Source organism: Herbaspirillum sp. AP02, from assembly GCF_015767275.1.
In the GTDB taxonomy this organism is placed as follows: Bacteria; Pseudomonadota; Gammaproteobacteria; order Burkholderiales; family Burkholderiaceae_D; genus Herbaspirillum.
This window is the reverse complement of record NZ_JADWMY010000015.1, coordinates 67063-91281: the sequence shown is the minus strand read 5'-3', so window position 1 is coordinate 91281 and position 24219 is coordinate 67063. Positions and strand designations below refer to the sequence as shown.

Genomic DNA, 24219 nt, shown 5'->3' with positions numbered 1-24219 from the left:
CGGCGCATCGCAATCCTGCACCTTGTATCAAGCTCAACGGCATTCCCTTACATCTGGCAAGTTTTTTGCTTTGCTAATTCGTTTATACTTCGGTTATGAGTGTAACCGATGACAAAACCACATCTGCATCTTTTTCCGCCGAGGCTGCCCGCCGCGCCGTCGAGCTGGCGCGCCAGACCCTGCAGATCGAAGCCGATGCCATCTTGGCGCTGAAGAGCCGCCTGCGCGACGATGGCAACGAGCCATTGGCACGGGCCGTGCAGGCCGTGCTGCAATGCCAGGGCCGCACCGTGGTCTCGGGCATTGGAAAATCAGGCCACATCGGCCGCAAGATTGCCGCCACGCTCGCCTCTACCGGCAGTCCTTCGCTGTTCATGCATCCCGCCGAAGCCTCCCACGGCGACCTGGGCATGGTGACGCCCAAGGATGTCTTCATCGCCATTTCCAACTCCGGCGAAACTGCCGAGCTGCTGGCGATTGTCCCCATCATCAAGCGCATGGGCGCGGTGATCATCGCCATGACCGGCAATGACGACTCCAGCCTGGCCCGGATGGCGGCGGTGCACCTCAACGTGGGCGTAGCCAAGGAAGCCTGTACCCTGAACCTGGCCCCCACCGCCAGCACCACGGCCACGCTGGCCATGGGCGATGCGCTGGCCGTGTCGCTGCTGGATGCCCGTGGCTTCCTGGAAGAAGACTTTGCACGCTCCCACCCCGGTGGTGCGCTGGGCCGCCGCCTGCTGACCCACGTACGTGACGTGATGCGCAGTGGCGAGGCGATCCCGGCGGTGCGTCCGGATGTCTCGCTGTCGGCCGCGCTGATGGAAATCACGCGCAAGGGCATGGCCATGACCGCCGTGGTGGATGAGCAATTCCGCCCGATCGGCGTATTCACCGATGGCGACCTGCGCCGCCTGCTGGAACGTGGCCAGGATTTCACCAGCTTCAGCATCGCCGAGGTAATGCACGCCCAACCGCAAAGCATCAACCAGGACCAGTTGGCAGTGGACGCCGTGCAGTTGATGGAACAATTCCGTATCAACCAGTTGCTGGTCACCGATGCCCAGGGCGTCCTCACGGGCGCGCTGCACATCCACGACCTGACCCGCGCCAAGGTAATCTGATGACCGCGCCCGACTTCACCAGCTCCCTGCCGCCGGATGCCCTCGCCAAGGCAGCCGGTGTTCGCCTGATGATCTTCGACGTCGATGGTGTCCTGACCGATGGCGGCCTGTTCTACGGCGAAGAGGGCGAGGCCTTCAAGCGCTTCAACGCCCTCGACGGCCACGGCATCAAGATGATGCAGCAGTTCGGCACGGCCGCCGCCATCATCACGGCTCGCCAGTCGCCCTATGTATTGCGGCGCGCGCGCGACCTCGGCATTGCCCACGTCTTCCAGGGCGTGCACGACAAACGCCAGGCCTTCGAACAACTGCTGCAGCACACCCAGCTCACGGCGGCCGCATGTGGCTACCTGGGCGACGACATCATCGACCTGCCGGTACTGACCCGCGTGGCCTTCAAGGCTTGCGTGGCCAACGGCCACCGCGAGGTCAAGGCACGCTGCGATTACGTGACCCAGGCCACCGGCGGCAACGGCGCCGTGCGCGAAGTCTGCGACCTGATCCTGGCCGCCCAGGGCAACTACGAGGCGGCGCTGGCGCCGTACCTGGCATGAGCGGGCGCAGCGGAGAACGCGCCGCCGAGCGCATCCGGCTGGTGGTGATCGTGGTACTCCTGATCGGCGCGGCCCTGGGCAGCTTCTGGGTACTGCAGGCCTTGCGCGCTTCCGGCGACCAGCACGCAGCGCAGCGCCCGCGTGGCAAACCCGATTACTATCTGGAAAATTTCAGCTACGTGAAACTCGGCCCCACCGGCCTGCCGCGCTATGACGTTTCCGGCACCAAGATGCTCCACTTCCCGCTGGATGACTCCTTCGAGATCACCAAGCCGGTGGTGCACAGCCTGGACAAGGCCAAGCCCCCCATGGAGCTGTATTCCGACACCGCGCGCGTGACCGACGACCAGACCCAGATCCACATGTATGGCAATGCCAACGCCATCCGTGGCGCTGCCAACGGCCGCGCGCCGATGCACCTGGTCTCGGAATACCTGTTGCTGCTGCCCGACGACGAGATCGTCAAGACCGACAAGCCGGTTGCAATGACGATGGGCACCACAAGATTGAATGGAGTAGGCATGCTGGCCAACAACGCCACCCAGGTCGTGCAGTTGTTCGGCAATGTGCGCGGCTATTACGAGCCCACGCCGAAAAAACGCTAACCCGGTTGTCCCCAAGATAAAAACGCCAAGAACCGACCAGACAGGAAATCCATGAAACGCTCACTCTTACTGCCGATGCTGATGCTGGCTGCCGTGTGCGGCGTGGCCCACGCCGAAAAGGCGGACTCCACCAAGCCCACCAACATCGAGGCAGACCAGATGGTCTACGACGATGTGCGCCAGGTGAAGACCTTCACCGGCAACGTCATCATGACCCGCGGCACCCTGATCATCAAGGCTGGCCGCGTAGTGCTCACGACCGACCAGTACGGCTATGAAAACGCAGTGCTGTACGCGGCCCCTGGTGCGCTGGCGAACTTCCGCCAGAAACGCGATGGCGGTCCCAACCTGTGGATCGAGGGCCAGGCCGAACGCATCGAGTATTCCGAGCAGACCGAAGTCTCCAAGCTGTTCCAGCGCGCGCACATCCAGCGCATGGACGGCGATCGCATCACCGACGAGGTCAACGGCGAATTCATCTCCTATGACAGCCGCGCCGAGTTCTACTCCGTCAACAACACCGCCAGCGGCGAAAGCAAGCCGGGCGCAGGACGCATCACTGCCGTGATCCAACCCAAGAACCCGCCGCCGGCCAATGCCGCTCAGCCTTCCACGCCCGCACAGCCCGCCACGTCGGCGCCGGCCCAGCGTCGTCAGAACGGAAAGGACCAGTAACGATGGCAAGCTCACTGGTCGTTCGCGGCCTGAAGAAAAGCTACGGTGCGCGCCAGGTGGTGCGTGACGTCTCCATGGAAGTGCGCAGTGGCGAAGTGGTCGGTCTGCTCGGCCCCAACGGCGCCGGCAAAACCACCTCCTTCTATATGATCGTTGGCCTGGTGCCCTCGGACGGGGGTGACATCGACCTGGACGGTTCGCCCATCTCGCGCCTGCCGATCCACAAGCGCGCCACGCTGGGACTGTCCTACCTGCCGCAGGAAGCCTCGGTGTTCCGCAAGCTGACTGTGGAAGACAACATCCGCGCTGTGCTGGAACTGCGCCAGGAGGATGGCAAGCCACTCTCGCGCGATGAAATCGAAGGCCGCCTGAACAACCTGCTGCATGAGCTGCAGATCGAAAAGCTGCGTGAGAGCCAGGCACTGTCGCTCTCCGGTGGTGAACGCCGTCGCGTGGAAATTGCCCGCGCACTGGCCACCGATCCGCGCTTCGTGCTGCTGGACGAACCGTTCGCCGGTATCGATCCGATTGCCGTGATCGAAATCCAGCGCATCGTGCGCTTCCTCAAGGAACGCGGCATCGGCGTGCTCATCACCGACCACAACGTGCGCGAGACCCTGGGCATCTGCGACCGCGCCTATATCATCAACCAGGGCACGGTGCTGGCCAGCGGCAATCCGGAAGAGATCATCGCCAACGAATCGGTTCGCCGCGTCTACCTGGGTGAACACTTCCGCATGTAAACGCCCTGTGGGCAGGCATCGGCAACACAACGGCATAGCAAACAGCGGGCCACGCCGCTTCCAGAAAGACAGATGAAACAGTCGCTCCAGTTACGTACCTCGCAGCACCTCGCATTGACGCCGCAATTGCAGCAGTCGATCAGACTGCTGCAACTGTCGACGCTGGAACTGCACCAGGAACTGGAACAGATCCTGTCCGACAATCCGCTGCTGGAACGTCTGGACGACGCGCTCGACAATTCAGTGCGCCTGCTGGCCGATGGCGCCGTCTCGTCCACGCCCTCCACCGGCGTGGCCGAACCCGGCAATGAGGGCAGCAATGACGCCACTCCCGCCGCTACCGATGGCGAAGCCAGCTTCGACTACCAGGACAATAGCCCGGAAAGCGGCGTCAGCGGCGAATCCGACTGGAGCTTCGACGACGTGGCGCGCAGTGGCAAGTCACCCGACGACGAGGATGCCCGCCCGCAATTGGAAGCGCATGAGCTGACCCTGCGCGAACACCTGCTGGAACAGATTCGGGTCACCGCCCGCACCTACCGCGACCGCGCCCTGCTGGAACTGCTCACCGACGCACTGGACGAAAGCGGTTATCTGGAAGAGCCGCTGGAAGACATCCTGGCGCGCCTGCCGGAAGAGCTGGGCGTGGACCTGGAAGAACTGTCGATCTCCCTGAAGCTGCTGCAGAGCCTGGACCCGGCCGGGGTCGGCGCACGCAGTGCAGGTGAATGCCTGGCACTGCAGATCCGCCGTCTGCCCAAGGTGCCCTTCGTCACCCGCAAGCTGGCCTTGAGGATCGTCGAGGATTACCTGCCGCTATTCGCGCAGCGCGACTTCAACAAGATCAAGAAAGCCCTCGATTGCGATGATGAGGACCTGCGCGAAGCACAGACCGTGATCCGTCAGTGCCGTCCGCATCCGGGTGCCGAATTCGCGCGCGATGCCTCGGACTACGTGGTGCCGGACGTGATTGTCAAACAGACAAAGAACGGCTGGCAGGTCATGCTCAACCATGAGGTCATGCCCAAGCTGCGCGTCAATGCCATGTATGCGAGTGCGCTCAAGCAGGCCAAGGGCGAGGGATCGCTGTCTTCGCAGTTGCAGGAAGCCAAGTGGCTCATCAAGAACATGCGGCAACGTTTCGATACAATTTTGCGAGTCGCGCAGGCTATTGTCGAACGTCAAAGAAACTTCTTTTCACATGGTGCAGTCGCAATGAGGCCCCTTGTGCTGCGTGAAATTGCTGATACACTGGGTCTACACGAGAGCACAATCTCTCGCGTGACAACTCAGAAATACATGCTCACGCCGCACGGCATGTTCGAGTTGAAGTACTTCTTCGGTAGCCACGTCGCGACTGAAACCGGGGGCGAAGCCTCCTCCACCGCGATACGGGCGCTGATCAAACAGTTGATAGGAGCCGAGAACCCGCAGACCCCATTATCCGATAGCAAGATTGCGGATATGCTGGCAGAACAAGGCATGGTGGTCGCGCGACGCACAGTCGCCAAATACCGCGAAGTGTTGAAGATTCCGCCAGTCAATCTCCGCAAGTCCCTCTGAGATTTCCCTCAGTTTTTCTGTAGTAGTACCGTTGCTGTGTTCAGGCAAGCATCCCTACCTGGTGCCCATGCCATCCGACACGAAGACCGTGCCCGTGGTACAGCAGCTGCAGAGATGAATCGCACGAACCTCCAGTGACCTCACGATAGGAGTCTTGTATGAATCTGACCATCAGTGGACACCACCTCGAATTGACCCCCGCCATCCGGGAATACGTGCAAAGCAAGCTCGCCCGTATCAAGCGCCACTTCGACAACGTGATCGACGTCAGCGTGATCCTGAGCGTAGATAAACTCACAGAAAAGGAAAAGCGCCAGAAAGCGGAAATCAACGTCCACATCAAGGGGAAGGATCTACATGCGGAAAGCATTGCACACGACCTCTATGCCGCCATTGATGCGCTGATCGACAAGCTCGATCGCCAGGTCATCAAGCACAAGGACCGGCTGCAGGAACATCACTCCATGGCCAAGCGCCTGCCGGACGATACCGCCACTGACGCAGTGGCTGGCGCGGCATAGGACAAGGACCTTTTCCACTGGCGGGCGCGCATCGACAGCGTGACGCAATCGGTGGAAACCTCATGAGGAAGGGGCGCGCAAGCGCCCTTTTTCATTTGGCAGCGCCAGGCCCCTATTTCATTTCCTGCAGCAAACAGTTAGCCACCCGGCACCGCTCACGTTTTCCCGCCACGGCTGCCAATGCACCTTGAAGGTGGTCTTCCCGCCCTCATCTTGGTGCCAATATCTGGAGCGGAAATCGTATAAATAATTTCACAAAAGCAATTATCAGTACCTCCCGGACCATCCCGCGCTGCCGCCGACTTCAACGCGGGCGCCGGCTTTTCCCTATAATGTCGGCAATCCCATTTTTAAAGGCATAGCCATGAGCGACGTCCAATCCTGGATCAAAGAAACCGTGACCCAAAACCCTGTCGTGCTGTTCATGAAGGGTACCGCCCAGTTCCCGCAATGCGGCTTCTCCGGCAAGGCCATCCAGCTGCTCAAGGCCAGCGGCGCCGAGAACATCGTCACCGTCAACGTGCTGGAAAGCGCCGACGTGCGCCAGGGCATCAAGGAATACTCGAACTGGCCGACCATTCCCCAGCTGTACGTGAAGGGTGAATTCGTCGGCGGCTCCGACATCATGAGCGAGATGTACGCCTCGGGCGAACTGCAGACCCTGATCAAGGGATAAGCCCAGCGCATCGCCGCCCTGCTCAGGTTTCTCTCGTGAGTTCCGCTTCCACTCCGCCACGCCAGCGCCTGATCGTCGCCATCACCGGCGCGACCGGCGCGATCTATGGCGTGCGCCTGCTGGAACACCTGCGCAAGCATGGTCAGGTGGAAACCCATCTGATGATTTCCGAAGCCGGCGTGCTCAATCTGCACCAGGAACTGGACATGCGGCGCAAGGATGTCGAAGCCCTGGCCGACGTGGTGCATCACGTGCGCGACGTCGGTGCCTGCATCGCCAGCGGCTCCTTCGCCTCCACCGGCATGGTGGTGGCACCCTGCTCGATGAAGACCCTGGCCGCCGTGGCGCATGGTCTCTCCGACAACCTCATCACCCGTGCTGCCGACGTGGTGCTGAAGGAACGTCGTCGCCTGGTACTGATGGTGCGCGAGACGCCCTTCAACCTGGCCCACCTGCGCAACATGACCGCCGTCACCGAGATGGGCGGCGTGATCTTCCCGCCGCTGCCCGGTTTCTACCAGCGCCCGGCCTCGATGGAAGAAATGGTCGATCACACCCTCGGGCGCGTGCTGGACATGTTCGGCATTTCGCTGCAGCTCACCCCTGAGTGGCAAGGCATGAAGGGCGACCGGGACTGACGTCTTCCCCGTCGATCACATAGGTATTCCCAACGCCGGATTGCAAATATCTCAAATTGAGATATCATGCCATGCATGCGCGTCATCTCCAACAAAGCCCTGGCCGATTTTGCCCTGCGCCACCCGCAAGCAGCGGCACCGCTGCAAGCGTGGCGCAAGATCATCGAGTCGCGCAGCTTCGATCATTTTGCTGAACTGAAGAAAGCCTTCAACGCCATCGACAAAGCGGGCGACTTCATCATTTTCGATGTGGGCGGCAACAAATACCGGATCATCACGCTGGTGAACTTCGCCAGCCAGAAACTCTACATCCGGGAGGTTTTCACACACAGGGAGTACGACCAATGGAAGCCTTGATCGAAAAACACGTGATGGACGACATCACCTCGCACTTTGCGGCCTTGTCGTCTCTCATCCCGCTGCGGCCGATTCGTTCTGATGATGACTATGACCGCGCAGTCACCACCCTGAATCAATTGCTCGACGCCGGTGCCGGCAATGAAAAGCACCCTCTGGCCGATCTGGTCGATACACTCGGCAGCCTCATTGCCGAATACGACGACAAGCACTTCCCGTTGCAGCAGGTCTCTCCTGTGGATGTCCTGCAATTCCTGATGGAGCAACATCAGCTCACACAATCCGACCTGCCCGAGATCGGCTCACAAGGCGTGGTCTCCGAAATCCTGCGCGGCAAGCGCGAATTGAATCTGCGTCAGGTCAAGGCACTGGCCCAGCGCTTCGGCGTCGGTGCATCGGTCTTTATCGGCTAGACGCGGCTGGTCCGAACAACACCAATGAAAATGGCCGCAGTACACAACCGCGGCCACTTCTTCACTTCCGATCCCGCCGGGAAGAATCAACCCCGCCCGATATAGGGCATCTTGGTCGCCATCACCGTCATGAACTGCACATTGGCATCCAGCGGCAGGCTGTCCATGTAGAGGATGGCCTTGGCCACGTGCTCGGCGTCCATGGTCGGTTCGACCTTGGTGGAACCATCGGCCTGCAAGGTGCCCTTCTTCATCAGCGTGGTCATGTCGGTAGAGGCATTGCCGATGTCGATCTGGCCGCAGGCGATGTCATAGGCGCGACCATCCAGCGAGGTGGCCTTCGTCAGTCCCGTGATGGCATGCTTGGTGGCCGTGTAGGAGGCCGAGAACGGACGCGGCGCATGGGCCGAGATGGAGCCGTTGTTGATGATGCGGCCGCCCCGCGGGGATTGCTCCTTCATGACGCGGAAGGCTTCCTGGGTACACAGGAAGACGCCGGTCAAGTTGATGTCCACTGCCGCCTTCCACTGCTCCACGCTCAACTCTTCCAGCGACACCGGCGGTGCGAAGATGCCGGCATTGTTGAACAGCATGTCGAGCCGGCCGAAGCGTTGCCGGGTCTGTGCGAACAGGTGCTTGACCGAGGCCGGATCGGTTACGTCGGCGGCCACCACCAGCGCATTGGCACCGTGCTCGCCGGCCAGCCTGACGGTCTCTTCCAGCGCATCCTGGCGACGTCCGGCCAGGGTCACGCCATAGCCTTCGCGCAGCAGCGCCAGGGTAATCTGCCGGCCGATGCCGGAGCCTGCGCCGGTCACCAGCGCGATACGTTTCGGTGCAGCCATCGTGTTGACTCCTCAATGATCTTATGGACGGAACGTGCATCGTCGGCGGATAAAAAAAACCGCCCGTGATGCACGGGCGGTTTCCACTATAACAAACACCAGGCGCGGCCAGATGAAGGATTTTCAATCCCTGAGCCTGCCTTTCATGTGTCCCGGTACTTGTGCATCAGACCGTGCTCGACAGCGGCTTGGCCGTATCGATACCCAGCGTACGTGCCGCTTCCTCCAGTCGCGCACGATCCTCTCCCCAGACCTCGCACAACGCTGTATAAGCGATCCAGCGTGCATCGATCTCGAAGAAGTCGCGCAGATTCACTCGCGTATCGCTGCGTCCAAAACCATCCGTTCCCAAGGTCACATACTGCGCCGGCACGAAGGCACGAATGCTCTCCGGCAAGGTACGGATGTAGTCGCTCACCGCGATGACCGGCGCAGTGCTGCCCTGCAGTTGCTGCGTCACATACGGCAGCGGGTGCGCGCCCGAAAGACGCTGGCTGCGCTGCGCCGCCACGCCATCACGCGCCAGTTCGGTATAGCTGGTCACGCTCCACACCTCGGCCTCGATCTGCCAGTGCTGTTGCAACAGGGCGGCGGCCGCCACCGCTTCCTTCAGGATGGGGCCGGAACCCAGCAGGCGCGCCTGCGCGTTTTCCTTGCGATCCAGGCAGTACAGGCCACGCAGGATGCCTTCCTGTACGCCCGGCGGCAGGCTGGGCTGAGCCTCGTTCTCGTTGGTGACAGTGATGTAGTAGAACACGTCCTCGCCGCGCTCCATCATGCGGCGCATGCCGTCGTCGAGGATCACCGCCAGCTCGTAGGCATAGGCCGGGTCATAGGAAACGCAGTTGGGAATCGACGCGGCCGTCACCAGACTATTGCCATCCTGATGCTGCAAACCCTCGCCGCCCAGGGTGGTGCGCCCCGAGGTGGCGCCGATCAGGAAGCCACGCGCGCGCTGGTCCGCCGCGGCCCAGATCAGGTCGCCGATGCGCTGGAAACCAAACATCGAGTAGTAGATGTAGAACGGCAGCATCGGCGTGCCATGCACCGAGTAGGCGGTCGCGGCGGCCGTCCAGGAAGAGATCGCGCCGGCTTCGGTGATGCCTTCTTCCAGTATCTGGCCATCCTTGGCCTCGCGATAGTAGAGGATGGAACCGATATCCTCCGGCTCATACAACTGACCCTGGGAGGAATAGATGCCGACCTGGCGGAACAGGTTGGCCATGCCGAAGGTACGCGCCTCGTCGGCCACGATGGGCACCACGTAGCGACCGAACTCCGGGTCCTTCAACAGGTTGCCAAGCTGACGCACCAGCGCCATGGTGGATGACATTTCCTTGCCATCGGCTTCCAGCGCGAACCTGCTGTGCGCTTCCAGGGGCGGCACCGCGCGGCGCGCCTGGCCGGCATCGCGGCGCGGCAGGTAGCCGCCCAGCGCAGCACGGCGGGCATGCAGGTGCTTCATCTCGGCGCTGTCGGGCGCGGGCTTGTAGAAGGCCAGTTCGCGGCACTGTTGATCCGACAGCGGCAGCTTGAAGCGGTCACGGAATTGCAGCAGGCTTTCCTCGTCCAGCTTCTTCTGCTGGTGGGTGGTCATCTTGCCTTCGCCGGCCGCGCCCATGCCGTAGCCCTTCTTGGTCTGGGCCAGGATCACCGTCGGCTGGCCGCGATGCTGGGCCGCCGCCTGGTAGGCCGAGAAGATCTTCTTCATGTCGTGCCCGCCCCGACGCAGGCGGTTGATTTCCTCATCGGTGAGGGTGGCGCCAATAGCGCGGGTGCCCGGTGTCTGGCCGAAGAAATGCTGGCGGTTGAAGGCGCCATCGTTGGCGGCGAAGGTCTGCAATTGCCCGTCCACCGTGCGGTTCAGGGCATCCACCAACTCACCGTCGCGGTCGCGGGCGAACAGGCCGTCCCAGTCCGAGCCCCACAGCAGCTTGATGACGTTCCAGCCGGCACCGGCAAACAGGGTCTCCAGCTCATCGACGATGTGACCGTTTCCGCGCACCGGACCATCCAGACGCTGCAGGTTGCAGTTGACCACGAAGATCAGGTTGTCCAGCTTCTCGCGCGAGGCCAGCGAGAGCGCCGCCAGCGATTCGGGCTCATCCATCTCGCCATCGCCGAACACGCCCCAGACCTTGCGGCCCTGGTCCTGCAACAGGCCGCGGTGTTCCATATAACGCAGGAAGCGCGCCTGGTAGATGGCATTGATGGGACCGATGCCCATGGAACCGGTCGGGAATTGCCAGAACTGCGGCATCAGCCAGGGATGCGGATAGGATGACAGTCCCTGGCGACCGACGCGCTTGGCCTCGATCTCGCGGCGGTAGTAGGCCAGGTCCTCTTCCTTCAAGGCCCCTTCCAGAAAAGCGCGGGCATAGATGCCGGGCGCCGAGTGCGGCTGGAAATAGACCACGTCACCGGCGAACTTATCATCGCGGGCGCGGAAGAAATGATTGAAGCCGACCTCGAACAGGTCCGCCGCCGAGGCGAAGCTGGCGATGTGTCCACCCAGCTCGCCATAGGCACGATTGGCGCGCACCACCATGGCCAGTGCGTTCCAGCGCATGATGCTGGCGATGCGTTCCTCGATGGCCTGGGCGTCCGAACCACCGGGGAAAGGCGGCTCCTGCTCGGGGCGGATGGTATTCACATAGGGGGTATTGCGCGCATCGCGCCAGTTCACGCCCCACTGCTGGGCCGCTGCCGACAGCCGCGAGAGCAGGAAGCGTGCACGCTCCGGTCCGGCCTCGGCCAGCACGCTTTGCAGCGCCTGTAGCCACTCCTGGGTTTCCTGGGCATCGAGGTCGATATCACGGGCGATATCGCTGTCACTGGGGCGGGACATGTCCACTTCCTGATCTCCTGTCTGGTCGCACGCCGAGGCTGGCGCAGCGCGGGTCGGCATAAAACCTGCTGCCACTGCAATCGCTGCTATGCAAGGAGACGAAAAGCCGGTAAAACACAGGCCGCACCATCGGTCTCCCCGCGCCCGACGCCTTTGCGGTCTTGTGTTGTTGGTAAGGGCAAGCTTGCGAGATGGAACTACCGGACTACGATACGCCGGATGGCCCGGCATGAGTCACTTAAAACAGGAAGTTGCCGTACAATATTCAGCATCCAGTGCTGCAAAACTGAAACCGACAGAATTTAATTTCGATAATGGAACTAGATACCACCGATTTGCGCATTCTGAACATTCTTCAGGAGAACAGTTCGATCAGCAATCTGGAGCTCGCCAGCCGTATCAACCTCTCGCCCTCGCCGACGCTGGCGCGCGTGAAGCGGCTGGAAACCGAAGGCATCATCTCGCGCTACGTGGCGCTGGCCGATCCGCACCTGCTGGGTCTGAAGGTCAACGTCTTCGTCAAGGTGATCCTGGAGCGCCAGGGCGCCGAAGCACTGGCCCAGTTCGAGACGGCCGTGAGCGCCTTCGATGAGGTCATGGAAGTGTACCTGATGACCGGCGATGAGGATTACCTGCTGCGCATCGTGGTGCCCGACCTGCTGACGCTGGAACATTTCATCGTCGATCACCTGACCAAGATTCCCGGCATCAAGAACATCCGCTCCAGCTTTGCCCTCAAGCAGATCAAGTACAAGACGGCGTTGCCCACGCCCAAGATCAAGACCCGCCGCTGAATCCGCAGGCGGACCGGTGCAGCAATGCAAAAAGGGCCATCCGGCCCTTTCGTTTTTTGCTGCATCGACACACTACGCCGACCTCAATGCGAGGTCTCATCCCCCGGCAGGGCCGGATCGTCGCGCCGCCGCGCCGGGTGCGCGTCGGTACTCCCCAGCACCGACGCCATCACCTTGGCCGGTACCGGCTCCCTGGCTGCCAGGGCGTCGCACCAGCGCTCCACCATCTCCACCACGCAACGCGCATAATGCTCGCCATCGACCGGCTTGGGCTGATATTGACTGGCACCGGCCGCCAGCGCCGCCTGCTCGCCCTCCATGTCGCGCGAGGGAAACACCACCACCGGTGCCTGCGCCAGATGCTTGCTGGCACGCAACTCGCGCAACAGGTCCAGACCGTCGTAGCACCCCATGTCGGACTCCAGCAGGATCAGACATGGCGCCACGCCGTCACCGCTACGCCGCCCCTGCAGCAGGCAACGCCGGGCACTGGCCGCGTCGGGGCAACTGCGGAAGGCGCAATGCAGACCCGAGCGCCACAGCGCGAAACGGGCCAGTTCGACAGCTTCCTGGCTGGGATCGATCATCACGATACTGGGGAAATTCATTCTTGGGACATCCTGTGAAACAACTGAAGCAAGGGCAGACTGCCAGCTACCGTTGTACAGGAGCATTGCCGCCCCGGGCATCGGGAAATTCCTGACGCCCCGGCCGTCTCTGACAGGGATTTGTCAGGATTTCCCCTATCGGCGAATCATCATGGACTGGCTAGACTGGCAACAGTTGATCCTCCACTCCAAGGAAGCCCCTGTCCATGATGCCCTTTACCAAAGTCCGTGTGCCCGTTCCCGCCGCCCTGCTGGGCATGGTCGAGTTGTACGTGAGCAGCGGCGCCCGCCTCCTCACGGCGCGCGGCGGTACCACACACGACTGGGCCAGCCTCAACGCCAGCCCACGCAAGGTGCTCGAATGGTTCGCCACGGCCGACTTTGCTGCCAGCGGGGAACGCGCTGCCCTGTCCAGCTTCCAGCCCTGCGCACAGCGCCTGGCGAGCCTGGACCAGCTCAAGAACACGGTGCGCCCGCCGCTGGCGGTGCCACGCTTCTGGCAGCTGGATGGCAGCAACTACGGTTTCGATGCCGGCCCGCACCTGCCCTACTGGCTGGCCATGAACGACGCCTCCTTCATCCCTCTGCTGGTGCCTGCGCACCAGGTCGCCCATTTCTCGCAGGCCCTGGTGGCCTGAACTTCCCTGCCCTTCCTTCAGCGTTGCTTCAACGTTACGTCAACGTTACTTCAGCATTCCTCCAGCACTACTTCAGCGGCAGATAGATATCGGTCAGCAACTCGCCCGGCGGCGTATCCGGCAGCAGATTGAGGTAGTGGAAGTACAGCGGGAAATCACGCAATTCCTCCCCACTGCCCGGCAGCCACTGACGATAGAGCGGATAGATGCTCTCGGCCAGGCGTTCGTGCGCTCCCGCATGCCGTACCCGGGCGCAGCGCCCACCCGGAATCAGCTTCTCCACCAGACCTTGCGGATTGTCCGGCAGGGCGCTCTCGATTTCTCCGCAGATATCGAAACGGAACTGCTCCGGCGGTGTGGTATCCGGATTGTCCCAGGCCAGACCAAAGGTGCAACAGCGATCCACCGGCGACAGGCTCGTTGACTTACGCCATGCGATGAAGCGCGCCACGGTGGCATTGAGATTGGGCACCGGACCGCGATGCTCCAGCACGGCGATGCGAACAGGTTCTACCGTGACGATATCGACTTGCACGTCCACTTTCCTTTCAGGGATACGGAACACATAACGCTCGTTCCAGGCCGGCCAGTCGGGCGCGCGCCGGAACTGCGAAGGCGATTGTCCGAAGGCGCTCCTGAAAGCGCGGGTAAAGGATTCCGGATTTTCAAAACCGGCCTGCAGGGCGATCTCGATGATCCTGCTCTCGTGCCGGAACGCCAGCTGCAGGCTGGCCCGTTTCAGACGCATGAGCAGGATGTAGCGAGCCACCCCGACACCGACGAAGTCGGCGAACTGCCGCTGGAAATGGAACCGTGAAAAATGGGCGACGCCGGCCAGGCGGTCGACATCAAGCGCTTCGTCGAGATGACGTTCGATATGGTCGAGTACCCGTTCGAAACGGGCTACGTAGGATTTTCTGCGGGCGTCACTCATGTTGTCCTCGGTTCACGGGACGTACTGTGCAAGAATCGGCCGGCGAAATCCTGACCGAAATTGCGCAATGGTTTCATGAAATGATGTGCCTGCGCCACTTCAACGTGACCCATCATGGTAAAACACCGCTCCCATCAATCCGACATCTGCCGCACCCGCCAATGTCCGCCCTCTCATTGTCTTCCCTGCCCTCCCTCTCTGCCGCCCTGCTGCTGATGCTGGCCATCTGCACCGTCTGGCTTCCTGCGCTGCCCCTGCGTGGCCCGATGCGGCTGCCGCCCTGGCTGCTCTTGCTGGTGCTGGCCGTGGCCGTCGCCCTGCTCAACGGCCAGGTCAACGTGGTCGGCGTGGTCGGCTTGTTGCTGCTGGGTGTGAGCGCCTGGCGGGCCGGCTGTACACACCATGCACAGCACGCATGGCAGACCGACATTTGGCTGGCCCCGGTCATCGTGCTAAGCCTGCTGTTGGCCATGCATCGCTGGCCGGGCTTTCTCAATCCGCTGGTTCTGCCGCGCCAGGCCATCACGCCGGGCGCGCTGCCATTCATGCTGTATGCGAATCTCGACAAGGGTGCTGCCGGGCTGTTGCTGCTGGCGCTGCTGGCGCCGCGTTGCCATGCACGCAAGCAATGGCAGACCACGCTGCGCCGCGCACTGCTGCCGGGCCTGCTTACCATCGTAGTGGTCATGCTATCGGGCTGGCTGCTCGGCATGGTACGTCCCGAGGCCAAGTGGCCGCCCTTTGCCGCCACCTTCCTCGCCATCAACCTGTTGTTGACGGTGGTGGCGGAAGAAGCCTTCTTCCGTGGGCTGATCCAGCAGCGCCTGCAACTGGTGCTGCACACGTTGCGCGGCGGGCAGTTGCTGGCCGTCGTGGTGTCGGCCGTGCTGTTCGGCGCGGCCCATCTGGGGGGAGGGATGGTCTATGCCGCACTGGCGAGTGTGGCCGGTCTCGGCTATGCCGTCGTCTTCCAGCGCAGTGGTCGCATCGAAGCCGCCATCGCGGTCCACTTTGCGCTCAATGCCGTGCACTTCCTCGGCTTTACCTATCCCGCGCTGGCCTGATCCGGCGTCACCCGTTCAGGGTGCGATCCATTGTCCGCGCCACGCGCCGTCGTCGCGGCGGAATACGGCACGGCGATGCTGGCCCAGCGTCAGGTCGAGGTATTCGATGGCATCCAGCACCACCTCGACCAGGGTGAAATTGTCAAAGCCGCTGTACCCTGACCCTGGCGGGACATGCCCGTCCTCCGGCTGGGCGATGACCGTTCCCGGTGCATGCGGGGTCTGGTAGAGGATCAGCGTATGCGGCCGCGCCCCCTCCCACATGCGTCGCACACGCACACTGTCCTGCACCGGGCGCGCCCTGCCGTTCAGGCGCAGTTGTACATGGCGATCCAGGTCCAGCGACAGCATGGCCACCCGGTCATCGGCATCGATGTCGGCCAGCTTGGGAGAGCGACGGTCAGTGTGGAAGGCCAGCGTGCCCGTCGACTCGTCAGCCTCGCGCAAGACGATGGAGCGCAATTGGGGCGCACCGTCCAGCCCCAAGGTCGCAAGCTGCCAGATGGTAAAAGCGGATCGGGTGGGACTGGCGCCAAGGCGCAGGGTATCCCACAGATGGGTATGGAGTTCGGGCAAGTTCATGGCGGCATTGTAGAGCCTGGTTCGACGTGCTGCTTCGGTCCGCCTCTGCTGGAAAATCACCCACCGGCAAAACGACATCGTTATGTCAGTTCAGCGTCAGTGCATTGTCAGAGCGCTGTGCCAACATGGATGCTCAAGCACGTCCCCCATCGAAGTCCAGATTGCAGCACGTCACTCTCCCCGCGCCACGGCGGGAAAATACGGAGCCTGGCATGAAAATCTACTGGTCGCTCAAACAGATACCCGAACTCGCCTGCCTTGACCGCCGGCAACGCCTTGTGCGCTGGCGAGCTGTCTCGCTGCGTTTGTTTCATCACTGGCAGACCTGGCTGGGCCTGTTGACGTGCGCCTTGCTGGCGGGGCTGGGACGCAGTATCGGCATGGGCTATCCCGGCAGCATCGCCGGAGCACTTGTCGGCGCGCAGTGCTATTGGCACGCCTGCGTCTACGTTGCCCGCCGCCACTATCGCCGTTTGCTTGCGCACGGTGACGAGGACGGGGCCGACACCTTGCCTGCGCCCGACCTGCGCCAATGAAAACGCCCGCTTGCGCGGGCGTCATCGTCAATGGAAGTCTTGCCCAGGTTCAGAAGGCACCGACATAGTTTTCCGCCAACGCCGTCGACAGCGCCCGCGAATTGACCACATTCTCCAGTTCGGCACGCTGTATCTGCCGCTGGAAGGGCGACGCGTCTTCGAAGGTATGCAGCATGCTGGTCATCCACCATGAGAAATATTCGGCGCGCCAGATGCGCTTGAGCGCCAGTTCGGTATAGGAAGCCAGGCCTTCCTCGCTGGACTTGCGATAGAAATCCTCGATCCCCTCGGCCAGGCGCTTGACGTCGCCCACCGCCAGGTTCAGCCCCTTGGCCCCGGTCGGCGGCACAATGTGGGCCGCATCGCCGGCCAGGAACAGGCGCCCGTGCTGCATCGGCGTGGACACGAAACTACGCATGCCGATGATGCCCTTCTGGAAGATCTTGCCCTCCTTCAGACGCCAGCCGTCGCCATTTTCCAGGCGGGAGTGGAATTCGTTCCAGATGCGGTCATCGCTCCAGTTGTCCACGCTGTCCTTGGGGTCGCACTGGAAGTAGAGCCGCTGCACGGTAGGCGAGCGCGTGCTCACCAGCACGAAACCGCGCTCGTGCTGCGCATAGATCAGCTCGTCCGAGGACGGCGGCGCCTCCACCAGCACGCCGAACCAGCCGAAGGGGTAGATCCGCTGATAGTCCTGGCGCTTGCTGTCCGGAATGGCCGGGCGGGAGACGCCATGAAAGCCATCGCAGCCGGCAATGAAATCAGCCTCCAGCGTATGCTGTTCACCCGCGTGCAGGAAGCGCACGCGGGGCTTGTCGGTGTCGACACCTTCGATCGTGGTACCGCTGACCTCGAACAGCAGTTGCCCCTGTACCGCCAGGCGCGCGGCCACCAGGTCCTTGATCACTTCATGCTGGGCATAGACCGTGATGGCCTGGCCGGTCAGCTCGGTCAGGTCGATCCGGTGACGCCGCCCGCCGAAGGCCAGTTCGATGCCATGGTGCAAGGCGCCTTCGCGCTTCATGCGTTCCCCCACGCCGGTGTCGGTGAGGATGTCCATGGTGCCCTGCTCCAGCACGCCGGCGCGGATGGTGGACTCGATTTCTTCGCGGCTGCGGGTTTCCAGCACGACCGATTCGATGCCCTTGAGATGCAACAGGTGGGATAACAATAAACCGGCCGGGCCGGCGCCGATGATGGCGACTTGGGTACGCATGGGGGGTCTCCGTAATGAAGGTTGTTTTTTGTTCTGGTATGGAGCGAATCTTAGTCGTGGGGCGGCCATTTAAAAATGGATGATCCCGGCAAAAACTTGTACTATTTTTACAGACCAGAACGACAAACCCTGCCCCAAGAGCGACGGACGGAGACCCCATGCCCCTGGCACGCAACAAACCCCGCACCAGCGAGGTACCCCAGTTTTCCTTGTACGGCGAGGCTGTGCGGCCGGATGATGCCGAATCAGTCCATATCGAACTGATCGAGACGCGCAGCCGCATCCACGACTGGCATATTGCACCGCACACACACGCCGGACTTTTTCAGGTACTTTTTTTAATGTCCGGCCATGTCAGCGCGCTGATGGAAGACGAGGTATGGGACTACGACGGCCCGGTCGTCATCACCATCCATCCCTCGCTGGTGCATGGCTTTGACTTTTCAGAACAGGCAGTGGGTTTCGTGCTGACGGTGGACCCGCACATCGTTTTTTCGGGCGGGGGTGGCGAGGCCCATGGCGAGCTGTTTTCTCCGCTCTTCCTGCGCCCGATGGCCATCGAACTGGGGCGGGTTCCGGACTTGCATGCCCGCATGGAGACCCTGCTGCGCCTGCTGATCGCCGAATCAGCCGCGCCCCGCACCGGGCACGCATTGATGCTGGAATGGCTGGCACGCAGCGTGATGTTGCTGCTGGTGCGACTGGAGGCCGACCATCGCTCGGCCGAGCTCAGCGGACGCGGGGATTTCGAACTGTTCAGTCGCTTCCGCACGCTGGTGGAGCAACATTTCCGGGAACAATGGCAAGTCGCGGTGTATGCCGACAAGCTGCGCGTCACGCCCAGCCGGCTGAACCGCCTCTGCCTGAAACTGGCGGGCCGCTCGGCCTTCGACCTGGCGCAGCAGCGACTGATCCTGGAAGCCTGCCGCAAGCTGACCTATGTGCCATCCGGGGTGGCGACCATCGCCTATGAGCTGGGTTTCCAGGACCCGGCGTACTTCAGCCGTCTCTTCAAACGACACATGGGCGTGACGCCCAAGCAGTACCGGCGCACGCACGTGGAGGAATGAGCCGACGGCGCCGCCCTAGAGCAACGCGCCCAGTTCCACCTGTATCTTGAGCATGGCCGGCAGGCAGCGTTCGACCATGTCCTCCAGCTTCATCCGTCCGGCATGCACGCTGATGTTCATGGCCGCCACCGCCTCGCCGCGGAAGTTGCGCACCGGCACGGCCATGGTGCGCAAGCCCAGTTCCAGTTCCTGATCCACCAGCGCATAACCCTGGGCACGGGCGCGCGCGATCTCCAGGGCCAGACGTTCGGGATCGGTGATGGTGTTGACGGTAATGGCCTCCGGCTGGGCGCGGGCCAGGATGACATCGAGCTGCGCCTGAGGCAGATTGGCCAGCAGGATGCGGCCATTGGCGGTGCAATAGGCCGGTACCCGGGTTCCCGGCTGCAGGGTGGTCGACACCAGTTGCCCCGCGCTCACCGCCGCCACGCACACCAGTTGATCGTGGTCCAGCACCCCGCATGAGGCCGCCTCGCCCAGCGAATAGGCCAGCCGGTACAGCAAGGGCTGCACGATGCGTGGCAGGCGTGCCGAGTGCAGGTAAGACTGGCCCAGCCGCAGCACTGTCGGCGTCAACGAAAAGGTCTTGTTGTCGTGGCGCATGTAACCCAAATGGGTCAGCGTGATGAGATATCGCCGGGCGGCGGCGCGGGTCAGCCCGGTCAGTTGCGCCACCTCGGCGATGGTCAGGCGCGAGCGCTCCTGGTCGAAGGCTTCGATGACCTGCAGGCCCTTTTCCAGGCCCGCCACCAGGTCGCGCTTCAGCGGCCCCGCCTCGCCCTCGGCCATGTCCTCGTCGATTCGCTCTTGCTGCATGCATCCCCGCCCTGTGGATAAGACAAGCTGATACCGGTCACTGCAGGCTTGCTGCAGAAAATCGGCCATTTGTGCGATTCTCGCACAAATCGGGCGAATGGCGGATATGCTGCGCTGCGTTGGCCTTGAGGCAGTCCGGGGGCTTGCCTACTATCTCTCCACACCCAAGCACGGCGCGCAAATCGCACATTTGGCAGCAAGGCAATGTGAACAAGCGCAGCCGCCCCTAGCGACCTGAGGAGACCTCATGCAATTCGATGCCATCGAACCCGGTGTCTATCCGGAACTGATCTATCCCCCCTACAAATCCACCGTCAAGCGCGGCCCCACCCAGGCGCCCCTGCGCGTTCGCGACGAGACCGCCACCGGCACCAACCTGTTCGCCTCGCCCAGGCTGATCCTGCCGCACGACATGGACCTGACCAAGCAAGGCAAGGGCGAACCCCTGGGCGAAAAGATCGTCGTCACCGGCCGCGTGCTGGACGAAGACGGCAAGCCGGTGCGCAATTCCCTGCTGGAAGTCTGGCAATGCAACGCCGCTGGTCGTTACTTTCACAAGAAGGACCAGCACGATGCCCCGCTGGACCCCAATTTCACCGGCTTCGGCAAGATGCTCACCGACGACGATGGTCGCTATCGCTTCGTCAGCATCAAGCCCGGCCCCTATCCCTGGGGCAACCACCACAAGGCCTGGCGTCCGGCGCACATCCACTTCTCGCTGTTCGGCAACGTCTATGCGCAGCGCCTGGTGACGCAGATGTACTTCCCCAATGACCCGCTGTTCGACTATGACCCGATCTTCCAGAGCATCCCCGACAAGGCTGCCCGCCAGCGCCTGATCTCGCGCTTTTCACTGGAAGAAACGGTGGACGACAAGATGCTCGGCTACGAATTCGACATCGTCCTGCGCGGCCGCAACGGCACGCCCATGGGTATCTGACACACAGACTGAGCAGGAGCAGACATGAGCAACATCACCACCTCCCAAACCATCGGCCCCTTCCCCCACGAAGCCTGGGCCTGGGCCGTGGAACTGACCGCCCGCGTGGACAGCAGCGCCGCGCAGATCAAGGTTCGCGGTACCATCTTCGACGGCGACGGCCAGCCCATCAACGATGCCTGGGCCGAAGCCTGGCTGCCCGGCAGCGCCCCGGCCGAGAGCGCCCATGCCATCCCCGGCTATCGTCGCGTACCGAGTGGCGAAGATGGCGGCTTCGCCTTCTCCATCTCGCAACCACAGGCAGCGGCCGGCAAGCCGGTGGCCTATGTGACCGTGTTCGCCCGTGGCCTGGTCAAGCACCAGTTCAGCGCAGTATTCCTGGAAGACGATCCCGCCCTGGCACAATCGCCGCTGCTGGAACAGGTACCGCCGAACCGCCGCGACACCCTCATTGCCCGCAAGCAGGCCGATGGCAGCTATCTGTGGAATATCCACATGCAGGGTGAGCACGAGACGGTATTCTTCGACTACATCTGATCTGAACTGACCGCCACCCACGGCGCCAGTAACAGGGGATCCGCAGGCTCAGGCCTGCCGGATCCCGTTTGCGTTACGGCACCGTGCCGGCGGATCAACCTGGAGATTTCATGAGCGTTTCCATATTCGACAGCTTCCTCACCACGTCCGAGATGATCGCCGTCTTCGACGACCAGGCCGTGGTGCAAGCCATGCTGCGCTTCGAACAGGCGCTGGCCGAGGCCGAAGCCGCCGAAGGCGTGATTCCCGAGACCGCTGCCCGCGCCATCGCCAGCGTCTGCCGGGCGCCGCTGTACGACATCCCGGCGCTGATCGTGGCCGGCCGCCGTGCCGGTGCGCTGGCCATCCCCCTGGTCAAGGAATTGCAGCGCACGGTTGCGCTCTACAGCGAAGAAGCCGCGACCCATGTGCACTGGGGCAGCACCAGCCAGGATGTACTGGACACGGCCATGGTACTGGTCACACGTAATGCACTCGGCCTGATCGATGCCGAACTGGCGACCCTGACGCAACGACTGCTGGAACTGGCCCGCAGTCAACTGGACACACCGGTACTGGCCCGCACCCTGATGCAGCCAGCCCAGGTCACCAGCCTGGGCTTCAAGTTCTGCGGCTGGGCCGCGCCGCTGCTGCGCTCGCGGGCGCAGTTGCAGACCTTGTCGACCCATGCCCTGCAACTGCAACTGGGCGGTGCAGTGGGCACGCTTGCGGTACTCGGTGACAAAGGACCAGCTGTTGCCGCCCGCATGGCGGCGGCACTGGAACTGGCCACGCCCGATGCCGCCTGGCATACCCAGCGCGACCAATGGATCAGGCTTGGCACGGAGATGGCCGTACTGGCCGGCAGCCTGGGCAAGATCGCCACCGACCTGTCGCTGATGGCGCAGGGCGAGATCGCCGAACTGGCCGAACCCTCGGGCAATGGCCGTGGGGGATCCTCGGCGATGCCGCACAAGCGCAACCCGGTCTCGTCCATGATCGCCCTGGCCGCCGCTGCCCGCGCCCCACAGCAAGCCGCGGCTCTGCTGGCCGCCATGGGACAGCAGCACGAACGCGGCCTGGGCAACTGGCAAGCCGAACTGGCCGAATGGCCGGCCCTGTTCCTCGGTGTACATGGCGCCCTGCGTGCGCTCAATGAAGCCTTCGCCGGCCTGCAGATCGACCAGGAGCGCATGCTACGCAACATCGATGCCCTGCAGGGCTTGGTATTTGCCGAGTCGGCCTCCATCGCGCTGGCCACCGTGATCGGCCGCCCGCGTGCGCATGCCCTGCTGGAACAACTGACGCGCAAGACCGTGGCCGAGGGCGGGCAGCTGGTGGACCTGCTGGTCGCGGCGGTGGAGTCTGACGAATCGCTGTACAAGACACTGGACAGCGCGCATCTGCGCGCCCTGTTCGACCCCGTCATCGCGACCCGCCCGGCACGCCGCCTGGCCGAGCAGCAGCTTGAAAGAATGCAGGCAGCACACGACAGGCCACCCGCCTGAGTGCAGCGTCCCCAACAAGAACACACCAAGACAGAGAAAGAACACCATGAGCTACGATCCGCTGGACCATGACTTCGAGCGCGGCATGCGCAACCGCCGCAGTGTGCTGGGCGATCAGTGGGTGGACCGGTCGGTGGCCAACGCCACCAACTTCAATGCCGACTTCCAGAATCTCATCACCCGCTTCGCCTGGAACGAAATCTGGGGCCGCCCCGGTCTGGACCACAAGACCCGCCGCATCATCGTGCTGGCCATCACCATCGCCCTGGGCCGCTGGGAAGAATTCGAGTTGCACGTCCGTGCCGGCCTGACCGCCGATCCCGCCACCCGTCTGACGCCGGACGAAATGAAGGAAGTGATGATCCAGGCAGCAGTCTATGCCGGCGTCCCTGCGGGCAATACCGCCTTCACCCACGCGCAGAAAATCCTGCGTGAAGTGGGTGAGCAGATCGGCTATGTGGTTGCACCGCAGGCGCCAGCGGACAGTGTGCATCCCGGCATTGGCCGCGCAGGCCGTACCACCTCTTCCCCGGCGCTGCATTACACCTTGCGCGAGCCTCGTAACGGCAAGGCAGCTCGCCATACGGTGGTGCTGTCACATGCGCTGGGTGCCGACCAGATGATGTGGGATGGGCTGGCCAACAAGCTGTCGGCAGATTGCCGCGTGATTGCCTATGACCATCGCGGGCATGGCAGTTCGGAGAAACTGGATGGCCTCTACAGCATGGCCGACCTGGCCGATGATGCGGCGCGCCTGCTGCGTGAGCTCGATACCGGGCCGGTGGTATGGGTGGGTCTGTCCATGGGTGGCATGGTGGGACAGGAGCTGGCGTTGCGACATCCCGGGCTGGTGCGGGCGCTGGTGCTGGCCAATACCACCTCGGCCTATCCGGAGGCGGCACAGGCGGCCTGGCAGCAGCGCATTGCTACCGTGCGGGCGGAGGGAATCGAGGCGATTGCCGATGCCGTGATGGGGCGCTATTTCCATGAGGGCTTCCGGGCGGCGCAAGCGGCGACGGTGGCGCGCTATCGTCATCGGCTGGTCACGACCGATGCAGTGGGCTATGCCGGATGCTGTCATGCGGTCGGGACGGTGGATACCACTGCACGGCTTGGTGCCATCAAGGTGCCTACGCTGGTGATTGCCGGGGAGCTGGATCAGGGGACGCCGGTGGCCATGGCACAGGTCCTGGTGGATGCCATTGCTGCTGCCCGGCTGGAGGTGATTGCCGGGGCTTCTCATATCAGTGCGGTGGAGCAGCCTGTGGTGTTTGATGGGCTGGTTGCCGAGTTTATTGAAGGGCTGTGAATTTTTTGCTGGGCTGGGCTGGGCTGGGCTAGGCTAGGCTAGGCTAGGCTGGGCTAGGCTAGGCTGGGCTAGGCTGGGGTAGTTTGCACGGAAGTTCTTCCTGCGCCCTAGCTTAATTTCTATCTT

Annotated in this window: 27 protein-coding genes; 20 read left to right on the top strand and 7 right to left on the bottom strand. The window is 62.7% G+C overall.

All coding sequences use genetic code 11. The annotated features are described in order from the left end of the window. The first annotated feature begins 95 nt into the window (after positions 1-95). The 11 genes from I5R65_RS22715 (at position 96) to I5R65_RS22665 (ending at position 7869) form a co-directional block, all read left to right on the top strand. Positions 96-1124 (top strand): SIS domain-containing protein, encoded by a 1029-nt coding sequence (locus I5R65_RS22715; RefSeq protein WP_180671013.1) that lies wholly within the window; start codon positions 96-98, stop codon positions 1122-1124. Then, positions 1124-1678 (top strand): HAD family hydrolase, encoded by a 555-nt coding sequence (locus tag I5R65_RS22710; RefSeq protein ID WP_180671014.1) that lies wholly within the window; start codon positions 1124-1126, stop codon positions 1676-1678. Before I5R65_RS22715 ends, I5R65_RS22710 begins: the two co-directional genes overlap by 1 nt. Further along, positions 1675-2283, top strand: coding sequence for an LPS export ABC transporter periplasmic protein LptC (gene lptC / locus I5R65_RS22705; RefSeq protein WP_180671015.1), 609 nt, complete (start codon positions 1675-1677; stop codon positions 2281-2283). Before I5R65_RS22710 ends, lptC begins: the two co-directional genes overlap by 4 nt. A 51-nt stretch (positions 2284-2334) precedes the next feature. Then, on the top strand, positions 2335-2958 hold the full coding sequence (gene lptA / locus I5R65_RS22700; RefSeq protein WP_180671016.1) for a lipopolysaccharide transport periplasmic protein LptA: 624 nt from the start codon (positions 2335-2337) through the stop codon (positions 2956-2958). A gap of 2 nt (positions 2959-2960) precedes the next feature. Further along, positions 2961-3701, top strand: a complete 741-nt coding sequence (gene lptB / locus I5R65_RS22695) for an LPS export ABC transporter ATP-binding protein (protein ID WP_180671017.1) — start codon at positions 2961-2963, stop codon at positions 3699-3701. A 72-nt stretch (positions 3702-3773) separates the two neighbouring features. Continuing rightward, positions 3774-5264, top strand: a complete 1491-nt coding sequence (locus I5R65_RS22690; RefSeq protein ID WP_180671018.1) for an RNA polymerase factor sigma-54 — start codon at positions 3774-3776, stop codon at positions 5262-5264. 158 nt (positions 5265-5422) lie between these two features. Next, entirely contained in the window at positions 5423-5785 is a 363-nt protein-coding gene (gene hpf / locus I5R65_RS22685) for a ribosome hibernation-promoting factor, HPF/YfiA family (protein ID WP_180671019.1), read from the top strand. Positions 5786-6149: 364 nt separating this feature from the next. After that, complete coding sequence (grxD, locus tag I5R65_RS22680; protein ID WP_006461683.1) at positions 6150-6461, top strand: Grx4 family monothiol glutaredoxin; 312 nt, start codon at positions 6150-6152, stop codon at positions 6459-6461. A gap of 35 nt (positions 6462-6496) precedes the next feature. Then, positions 6497-7099, top strand: a complete 603-nt coding sequence (locus I5R65_RS22675; protein ID WP_180671020.1) for a UbiX family flavin prenyltransferase — start codon at positions 6497-6499, stop codon at positions 7097-7099. 75 nt (positions 7100-7174) lie between these two features. Further along, on the top strand, positions 7175-7456 hold the full coding sequence (locus I5R65_RS22670) for a type II toxin-antitoxin system HigB family toxin (RefSeq protein WP_180671021.1): 282 nt from the start codon (positions 7175-7177) through the stop codon (positions 7454-7456). Further along, the gene (locus I5R65_RS22665; protein ID WP_180671022.1) at positions 7444-7869 is read left to right on the top strand and encodes a type II toxin-antitoxin system HigA family antitoxin; all 426 of its coding nucleotides are present in this window, start codon (positions 7444-7446) and stop codon (positions 7867-7869) included. The genes I5R65_RS22670 and I5R65_RS22665 overlap by 13 nt, the downstream gene beginning before the upstream one ends. 86 nt (positions 7870-7955) lie before the next feature. Here the strand turns inward: I5R65_RS22665 and I5R65_RS22660 are convergent, their stop codons facing one another. Next, positions 7956-8714 carry an SDR family oxidoreductase gene (locus tag I5R65_RS22660; protein WP_180671023.1) on the bottom strand — a complete coding sequence of 253 codons (759 nt, stop codon included), beginning with the start codon at positions 8712-8714 and terminating at the stop codon, positions 7956-7958. A gap of 166 nt (positions 8715-8880) precedes the next feature. Further along, complete coding sequence (gene mdeB / locus I5R65_RS22655) at positions 8881-11562, bottom strand: alpha-ketoglutarate dehydrogenase (RefSeq protein ID WP_180671024.1); 2682 nt, start codon at positions 11560-11562, stop codon at positions 8881-8883. A 314-nt stretch (positions 11563-11876) separates the two neighbouring features. Here mdeB and I5R65_RS22650 point away from each other — a divergent pair, with 314 nt between their 5' ends. Further along, positions 11877-12356, top strand: a complete 480-nt coding sequence (locus I5R65_RS22650; RefSeq protein WP_006461679.1) for an Lrp/AsnC family transcriptional regulator — start codon at positions 11877-11879, stop codon at positions 12354-12356. Between the two features lie 83 nt (positions 12357-12439). Here I5R65_RS22650 and I5R65_RS22645 read toward each other — a convergent pair whose 3' ends face one another. After that, positions 12440-12964: a response regulator gene (locus I5R65_RS22645; RefSeq protein WP_180671025.1), complete on the bottom strand. Its 525-nt coding sequence runs from the start codon at positions 12962-12964 to the stop codon at positions 12440-12442. Positions 12965-13170: 206 nt separating this feature from the next. Between I5R65_RS22645 and I5R65_RS22640 the strand changes: the two genes are divergently transcribed. Then, the gene (locus I5R65_RS22640; RefSeq protein ID WP_180671026.1) at positions 13171-13602 is read left to right on the top strand and encodes a hypothetical protein; all 432 of its coding nucleotides are present in this window, start codon (positions 13171-13173) and stop codon (positions 13600-13602) included. Between the two features lie 67 nt (positions 13603-13669). On the opposite strand, the gene I5R65_RS22635 is transcribed toward I5R65_RS22640, so the two are convergent. Then, a complete protein-coding gene (locus tag I5R65_RS22635; RefSeq protein WP_180671027.1) occupies positions 13670-14536 on the bottom strand; it encodes a GyrI-like domain-containing protein in 867 nt (288 codons plus the stop codon). A 161-nt stretch (positions 14537-14697) separates the two neighbouring features. Between I5R65_RS22635 and I5R65_RS22630 the strand changes: the two genes are divergently transcribed. After that, positions 14698-15600, top strand: coding sequence for a CPBP family intramembrane glutamic endopeptidase (locus I5R65_RS22630; protein WP_180671028.1), 903 nt, complete (start codon positions 14698-14700; stop codon positions 15598-15600). A gap of 15 nt (positions 15601-15615) precedes the next feature. Here I5R65_RS22630 and I5R65_RS22625 read toward each other — a convergent pair whose 3' ends face one another. Continuing rightward, a complete protein-coding gene (locus I5R65_RS22625) occupies positions 15616-16182 on the bottom strand; it encodes a pyridoxamine 5'-phosphate oxidase family protein (protein ID WP_180671029.1) in 567 nt (188 codons plus the stop codon). A 212-nt stretch (positions 16183-16394) separates the two neighbouring features. Here I5R65_RS22625 and I5R65_RS22620 point away from each other — a divergent pair, with 212 nt between their 5' ends. Beyond that, positions 16395-16718, top strand: a complete 324-nt coding sequence (locus I5R65_RS22620; RefSeq protein ID WP_180671030.1) for a hypothetical protein — start codon at positions 16395-16397, stop codon at positions 16716-16718. Positions 16719-16767: 49 nt separating this feature from the next. On the opposite strand, the gene I5R65_RS22615 is transcribed toward I5R65_RS22620, so the two are convergent. Further along, the gene (locus I5R65_RS22615; RefSeq protein WP_180671031.1) at positions 16768-17934 is read right to left on the bottom strand and encodes a 4-hydroxybenzoate 3-monooxygenase; all 1167 of its coding nucleotides are present in this window, start codon (positions 17932-17934) and stop codon (positions 16768-16770) included. Positions 17935-18092: 158 nt separating this feature from the next. On the opposite strand from I5R65_RS22615, the gene I5R65_RS22610 reads away from it, so the two are divergent. Continuing rightward, positions 18093-19004, top strand: coding sequence for a helix-turn-helix domain-containing protein (locus I5R65_RS22610; RefSeq protein WP_180671032.1), 912 nt, complete (start codon positions 18093-18095; stop codon positions 19002-19004). Positions 19005-19019: 15 nt separating this feature from the next. On the opposite strand, the gene I5R65_RS22605 is transcribed toward I5R65_RS22610, so the two are convergent. Then, positions 19020-19820, bottom strand: coding sequence for an IclR family transcriptional regulator C-terminal domain-containing protein (locus tag I5R65_RS22605; protein WP_180671033.1), 801 nt, complete (start codon positions 19818-19820; stop codon positions 19020-19022). A gap of 247 nt (positions 19821-20067) precedes the next feature. Here I5R65_RS22605 and pcaH point away from each other — a divergent pair, with 247 nt between their 5' ends. The 4 genes from pcaH (at position 20068) to I5R65_RS22585 (ending at position 24093) form a co-directional block, all read left to right on the top strand. Further along, on the top strand, positions 20068-20760 hold the full coding sequence (gene pcaH / locus I5R65_RS22600; RefSeq protein WP_180671034.1) for a protocatechuate 3,4-dioxygenase subunit beta: 693 nt from the start codon (positions 20068-20070) through the stop codon (positions 20758-20760). A gap of 24 nt (positions 20761-20784) precedes the next feature. Beyond that, positions 20785-21297 (top strand): protocatechuate 3,4-dioxygenase, encoded by a 513-nt coding sequence (locus tag I5R65_RS22595; protein ID WP_180671035.1) that lies wholly within the window; start codon positions 20785-20787, stop codon positions 21295-21297. Between the two features lie 110 nt (positions 21298-21407). After that, positions 21408-22784 carry a 3-carboxy-cis,cis-muconate cycloisomerase gene (pcaB, locus tag I5R65_RS22590; protein ID WP_180671036.1) on the top strand — a complete coding sequence of 459 codons (1377 nt, stop codon included), beginning with the start codon at positions 21408-21410 and terminating at the stop codon, positions 22782-22784. Between the two features lie 46 nt (positions 22785-22830). Further along, positions 22831-24093, top strand: a complete 1263-nt coding sequence (locus I5R65_RS22585; protein ID WP_180671037.1) for an alpha/beta fold hydrolase — start codon at positions 22831-22833, stop codon at positions 24091-24093. The last annotated feature ends 126 nt before the right edge of the window (positions 24094-24219 follow it).